Source organism: Massilia sp. CT11-108 (assembly GCF_047302915.1).
Classification (GTDB): domain Bacteria; phylum Pseudomonadota; class Gammaproteobacteria; order Burkholderiales; family Burkholderiaceae_D; genus Telluria; species Telluria orientalis.
Genome location: NZ_JBKYMO010000359.1, coordinates 1 through 6,005, shown reverse-complemented (window position 1 = coordinate 6,005; position 6,005 = coordinate 1). Strand labels below are relative to the sequence as shown.

4 protein-coding genes are annotated in these 6,005 nt (G+C 63.2%); 1 reads left to right on the top strand and 3 read right to left on the bottom strand.

Annotated elements, in window-relative coordinates:
* Positions 1–73 precede the first annotated feature (73 nt).
* Positions 74–1,177 carry a substrate-binding domain-containing protein gene (locus ACEN88_RS22760; protein ID WP_413343277.1) on the bottom strand — a complete coding sequence of 368 codons (1,104 nt, stop codon included), beginning with the start codon at positions 1,175–1,177 and terminating at the stop codon, positions 74–76.
* 788 nt (positions 1,178–1,965) lie between these two features.
* On the opposite strand from ACEN88_RS22760, the gene ACEN88_RS22755 reads away from it, so the two are divergent.
* Positions 1,966–3,195 carry a glycoside hydrolase family 27 protein gene (locus tag ACEN88_RS22755; protein ID WP_413343275.1) on the top strand — a complete coding sequence of 410 codons (1,230 nt, stop codon included), beginning with the start codon at positions 1,966–1,968 and terminating at the stop codon, positions 3,193–3,195.
* A 60-nt stretch (positions 3,196–3,255) separates the two neighbouring features.
* Here the strand turns inward: ACEN88_RS22755 and ACEN88_RS22750 are convergent, their stop codons facing one another.
* Together ACEN88_RS22750 and pbpG are read right to left on the bottom strand one after the other, a co-directional pair.
* Entirely contained in the window at positions 3,256–4,665 is a 1,410-nt protein-coding gene (locus tag ACEN88_RS22750) for a DUF389 domain-containing protein (protein ID WP_413343273.1), read from the bottom strand.
* 131 nt (positions 4,666–4,796) lie between these two features.
* Positions 4,797–5,702: a D-alanyl-D-alanine endopeptidase gene (gene pbpG / locus ACEN88_RS22745; protein WP_413343271.1), complete on the bottom strand. Its 906-nt coding sequence runs from the start codon at positions 5,700–5,702 to the stop codon at positions 4,797–4,799.
* Between the last annotated feature and the right edge of the window lie 303 nt (positions 5,703–6,005).

Sequence of the window (6,005 nt, the reverse complement as noted above, 5' to 3'; positions counted from 1 at the left end):
GATTTGCTCGACGAGATTCAATCCTTGATGAGAGGCTTCGGCAGCAAGTTCACGATAAATTTTGCATGACTACTTAGATAGACGTAACGCCGCTGTTCAGCGCCACGTCGGCCTTGCTGCGATCCCCGCTATCCAGGCCGGCCCGGGCGGCACTGAGCCTGAAGCTCAGGATCACGTCGTGCACGCTGCATCCCAGCTCCCGGCGAAACACGGCGTCGAGCGTAGAGCGCGACACGCCCACGTATTGGGCCACCTGTTCGGTCCTGATGCCCTGGCACGCATACTGGCGGATGAAGTGGCGCGCGCGCATCACGTTCGGATGCTTGATCAGCTGGTACTGGCTGGACGCGTGCACGTTGATGCCGGCCGGCGGCACCACGATCGGCGTCTTCGGCGGGCACACCCCGTGCAGCATCTGCCCGATCAGACGGGCGGCCGCGCGCCCGATCTCCTGCGCGTCCTGGATCACGGAACTGAGCGGTATGCGGGTGAGCCTGCGCACCAGCGGGTCGTTGTCGATGCCGATGATCGCCACCTGTTCCGGCACTTCGACGTTGGCGATAATGCAGGCCTGTATGAGCTGGCGTGCACGCGCGTCCGTGACGGCGATGATGCCAACCGGTTTGGGCAAGCTGCGCAACCAGTCAATCTGCCCCTGGACTGCCTCGTCCCACGAATGGACGCTGGTTTCGCAGCCGCGGAATATCTCCGCTTCAAGGCGGTCGCCCTGCATCAGGCTGCGGAAGGCATTCTCGCGCTCCTGCGCCCAGCGGTTTTCCGCGGTGGCGGGAACGCTGAACATGGCGAAACGCTGCAGGCCGACATCGATCAGATGCTGATGTGCCAGTTCGATCAGCTTGATGTTGTCGGTCGCAACGTAGGGTACACCGGCAGGGTAATTCGACGGGTCGGCATAGGAACCGCCAATTGCGACCACCGGTACGCTACAGCGCGACAACGCTTCTGCCACGGCTGGATCGTCAAAGTTGGCGATAACGCCGTCGCCCTGCCAGTGCTCGATGCCCGCAAGGCGCAATCGAAAATCTTCTTCCAGGAAGATATCCCAAGCCGCCCCCGTACTTCCAAAATAGGCGGCAATGCCGGCAATGACTTCGTAATCGAATATCTTGTTCGCGTTGAATAACAGTGCGATCCGCTGTGCTTTCGTCGTGTCCATTTTACTTGTGTGTTTGGAAAACATTTCCGAAACCTCAGCAGGCCGATTCCCAGCATCGGCCGGGTGCCGGGTTCGGGCACCGTGGCGGACGGAAGACGGTCGCGGAATCAGACCCGTGTGCAAAACATAGGCCGTTCCACATGGGCACCGATATCGCTGTCAATCGAATTTCTTGCAAACCGCAGAAATTGCAAGCGATGTTAGCCACAGTAGAAATCGGCCGTGGCGGCCGGCGACATGGAGACTGGCAGGGGATGGGGATGACCACGCCTCGCGCGGCCCTGCAGCGGTTCAGCCGCAGTGTTCAGGCAAGTGGTTCTGACGGAACGCTATCGACGGGCTGTCCCCGCTGCGGCTGCCGGGCGGCTAGCATCCGGAATGACTTCGGCGTACAGCCGAATTCTTCCTTGAACAGCCTATCAAATATGAAACGTTTTTCACTGTGGTTAAGATTGCTTGCAATTTCTGCGGATTGCTAGAAATTCGATTGCCGCCGATATCGTTGTCCACGACGGATTGCCTATGCTTCAGGCTCAGGCCAGGTTCCGCTACCGCCCACGACGCCGGACGCAAAATAAAGCCGGCAGTTACGCTGTCAAGCGTGTGCCTCCTTGATGCCACCTCGCTCTACACGAGTCGGTGAGACGCGAATTTGCGGTTCGATGCACGTTCAAGGCTCACACCAGGCGGCCAAGGCCCGACCTTGCAGTTGCGGCGGTCACGGCAAGCGTGCTGGCCGCCCACACGAACGCAAACTTTCAAACATCCGCATAATGATAGGAATCAAGATGAACACCAAACGCACGGCGCAGCTCGTGTTAGGCGCCTTGCTGGGTGCCGCCGCCTTTGGCAATAGCTGGGCTCAAAAGGCAGAAGGCCTGGCCAGCACCCCGCAAATGGGCTGGAACAGCTGGAACAAATTTGCCTGCGAAATCGACGAGCGCCTGATCCGCGAGACTGCCGATGCCATGGTCAAGCATGGCTTGAAGGACGCCGGCTTCCAGTATGTGAACATTGACGATTGCTGGCAAGGCCAGCGCGACGCCGACGGCAACATCCAGCCCGACCCCAAGCGCTTCCCATCCGGTATGAAGGTGCTGGCAGACTATGTGCACGGCAAGGGACTAAAGCTGGGCATCTACTCGGACGCCGGCGCGACCACCTGCGGCGGCCGTCCCGGCAGCCGCGGCCACGAATATCAGGATGCGCGGACCTACGCCAGCTGGGACATCGATTACGTCAAGTACGACTGGTGTAACACCCCGAGCATGAACGCTGAAGCGGCCTACACCACGATGCGCGACGCGATCGCCAAGGCGGGCCGCCCGATGCTGTTCAGCATATGCGAATGGGGCATGAGCAAGCCGTGGGAGTGGGCCGGCCAGGTCGGCCATTCGTGGCGCACCACACCCGATATCTATAATTGCTTCGACTGCGAATTCAGTCCCGGTCTCTCGACTGGTCTGGGCGTGCTGCGCATCCTCGACAAGCAGGCAAACCTGCGCAAGTTCGCAGGGCCTGGCCACTGGAACGATATGGACATGCTCGAAGTGGGCAACGGCATGAGCGAGGATGAAGACCGCGCCCATCTGTCGATCTGGGCCATGATGGCCTCGCCCCTCATCCTGGGCAACGACCTGCGCTCCATGTCCGAGTCGACCCGCCGCATCCTGACCAACCCCGGCGTGATCGCGGTGAACCAGGACAAGCTGGGTGTGCAGGCGCTGCGCGTCCTCGCCGACGGTCCGCTGGAAGTCTATGCCAAGCCGCTCGACGGCGGCCAGTGGGCGCTGATGTTCCTGAACCGCTCCAACCAGCCTGCCGACGTTCACCACGACTGGAAGAAGCAAGTCCTGATCGATGACCTGAACAACCGGTCAGTCGATTTCAAGCAGACCGTCTACCGCTGGTCCGACCTGTGGAGCAAGAAGACGGGCGACACCAGCGCCAAACTGGAAGCGCGGCTGGCGCCGCACAGCGTGCTGCTGCTGCTCCTGACGGGCCCTGCGAAACCATAATCTCCCCTTCCCCGCCCATCAGGTGCTGTTCCACGACCAGACCGAAGCGACCAACGGGGATCATGGACCTGGCGCGGGGCGTCGTACGGTCTGCGGTCGTCCGGCGACAAGAACCACTCTGGCGTCAGACATGCCGCTTCGCACCTTCAACCACTCGTTGATCCGCTTGACCTCGTCCGCACGCGGCATGCGCCGGCAAGTCGCGCTGAGGAAAGGCACCGGCGCCGCGCCGTCGACGCCGTCCTGAGCGGCCTTGCCCACGAGGACGTCGCCGCACTGCGGGTACTGCGCTTCGAATTCGCGTTTCACCGCGCCGGCCGCCGCCACCCATTCCTGCTGGGCCGCAACCTGGTGGCGCAAGGCTTCGATCGTGGCATCCCTGTCCTGCAGCGCGTCCTGGTTGTTGCGCACGATATCGGCCAGGATGTCGGCCTTCAGGCTGCCGACGTCGATCTTCTGGCTTTCGACGTGCGGCGCCTCGCCCTGGTGCACGAACAGGCGCGCGTTCGTCAGGCCGGCGGATGCCAGCTTCCGCTCGATGGTCTTGATCGCCGTCCTGGCCAGCGGCGTGCCGATCAGGGTGACTTCGATGTCGTGCGTCCCCGGCGCGACGCGGGTCTCCAGCACGTGCACCGACGCCGTATTGAATTCCTTGCGCACGAACTCGCGCGCGCGGCTGCCGAAGACTTCGTTGTCGACGAGGCGCGCCGCGAGCCAGATGCTCGGCAACGCGGTGAGCAGCACGACCGCCAGCAACGCCCGCTTGACGCGGCGCTCCTTGATGGGATCGATGAATTTCCGGTGCGGCAAACGGAGGAAGTCGATGACGATGACGGCCGCGAACGCGATGAACACGCAATTGATCGAGAACAGGTAAAAAGCGCCGCCGAACACCGACCAGTTCGCGTTCGCGAGGCCGTAGCCGGCCGTGCACAGCGGCGGCATCAGCGCCGTCGCGATGGCCACGCCGGGGATCACGTTCGACTTCTCGCGCCGGGTCTGCCCGATGATGCCGGCCAGCCCGCCCGCCAGCGCGATCAGGACGTCCCACAGCGAGGGCGTCGTCCGCGCCAGCAGTTCCGACTGCGCCTCGGCCAGCGGCGTGACGAGGAAATACAGCGTCGAGGTCGACAGGCTGATCGTGGCGGCAATGCCGAGGTTGGCGAGCGCGCGGCGGATCAGCGCGAAGTCGAGGATGCCGATCCCGTAGCCGAACCCGACGATCGGCCCCATCAGCGGCGACACCAGCATGGCGCCGATGATCACGGCAGTGGAGTTGGTGTTCAGGCCGACGGACGCGATCAGGATCGCCAGCATCAGGATCCACAACGTCGCGCCCTGCAACTCCACGCCGGCGCGGATGGCGCGGTCGATCTCGGCGTCGTCCGCCTTGTCGTCGTGGAGGCTGAAACGGTGGGCGATAGCGGCGCGCAGCGATGGCGGCGTGGGTTGGGTGTCGGGTCCGTTCATGAAATCGGCGGGCAACAGAGGATAACCGGAGAATTTTCGCCCACGCGTCGCATTTGTCCAAACATTTCTTGCGGCGATGCATCAAATCGTTGCACGATTGCCGCCCAAGTTCAATCGCTGCGAGTGCGGACTCAGCCGCGTGCCGCGAGCCGGTTTCTGGCCAGCCATGCGCGCACCCGGTTGGCGTCGGCCGCACGGGAAAATTTTCCCTGCGCGTCGAGGAACACCATGACCGTCGGGCGCCCCGCGACAGTGGCGTGCAGGACCATGCAACGGCCGGCCTCGGCGATGTAACCCGTCTTCTGCAGCCGGATCTTCCAGCGCGGGTTTGCCGTCAGCCGGTTCGTGTTGTGGTAGTCGGTATGCTGCCGGCCCTGGCGAATCGTGAAATGCCGGTCCGTCGAATACCGCCGTATGAGCGCATGGCGTTCGGCGGCAACGACGAGACGGGCCAGGTCTTCCGGCGTGGAGACGTTGGCGCTCGACAGGCCGGTCGGTTCCACGAAATGCGTACGCCGCATGCCCAGCGCCCGTGCCTTCGCATTCATGGCCGCGACAAATGCCTTCGTTCCTCCCGGATAGTGCCGCCCGAGCGCCGACGCCGCGCGGTTCTCCGAACTCATCAGTGCAATGTGCAGCATGGCCGAGCGCGACAGGCGCGTACCGACGTGCAGCCGCGACGACGAGTATTTGAGACGGTCGACGTCCGCATCCGTGACGGCCAGCACCTCCGCCATGTCCTGCTTCGCTTCCAGGACGACCAGGGCCGTCATCAGCTTCGTCAGGGAAGCGATGGGCATGACGGCCTGCGCATTCTTCCCATACAGGACGGCCTTCGTCTTCGGGTCGAGGATGAGGACGGCGCTGGACTTCAGCGCCACCATCCTGACCGCCCGCGCCCCCGGCGCCCGATGGCGCCTGTGCGGCCTGGCATGCCGGTGCGTATGTGCCGGTTTCGTCTTGACGACCTTGACGGTGCGCGCAGCGCGCGCCTGGACGCTGGATACCGGCCCTGACAGGAACGCCAGCGCCAGCATGAGAGATGCAAAATATTTCATATCGCCGGATCGGCAGCTGAGGGAACCCGGCAATGGTAGGCAGGCCGACTTAGCAAACCCTTAGCGTCAGGAAATCAATACGGTTCATGTTTACGCCAGGTTCCGGTTACCGGCAGCGCCATCGGTATGCCTCCATACCGCTGCGGCAGGGCGCGTAATGCGACTGCGCCAGCGGCTAAGTATTCGCTAAGTGAGGCCCCCTATCCTTGCGCTCGTCACGCGTTCAGGGAAGGAAGTCGAACATGGCTGGATCGATCCCGCCGCCGCGGTTCGCCGCCGCGC

What these genes read in the sequence shown, in the direction of transcription:
- ACEN88_RS22760 (WP_413343277.1), bottom strand. Translation starts at nt 1,177, where the DNA reads ATGGACACGACGAAAGCACAGCGGATCGCACTGTTATTCAACGCGAAC.
- ACEN88_RS22755 (WP_413343275.1), top strand. Translation starts at nt 1,966, where the DNA reads ATGAACACCAAACGCACGGCGCAGCTCGTGTTAGGCGCCTTGCTGGGT.
- ACEN88_RS22750 (WP_413343273.1), bottom strand. Translation starts at nt 4,665, where the DNA reads ATGAACGGACCCGACACCCAACCCACGCCGCCATCGCTGCGCGCCGCT.
- pbpG (WP_413343271.1), bottom strand. Translation starts at nt 5,702, where the DNA reads ATGCTGGCGCTGGCGTTCCTGTCAGGGCCGGTATCCAGCGTCCAGGCG.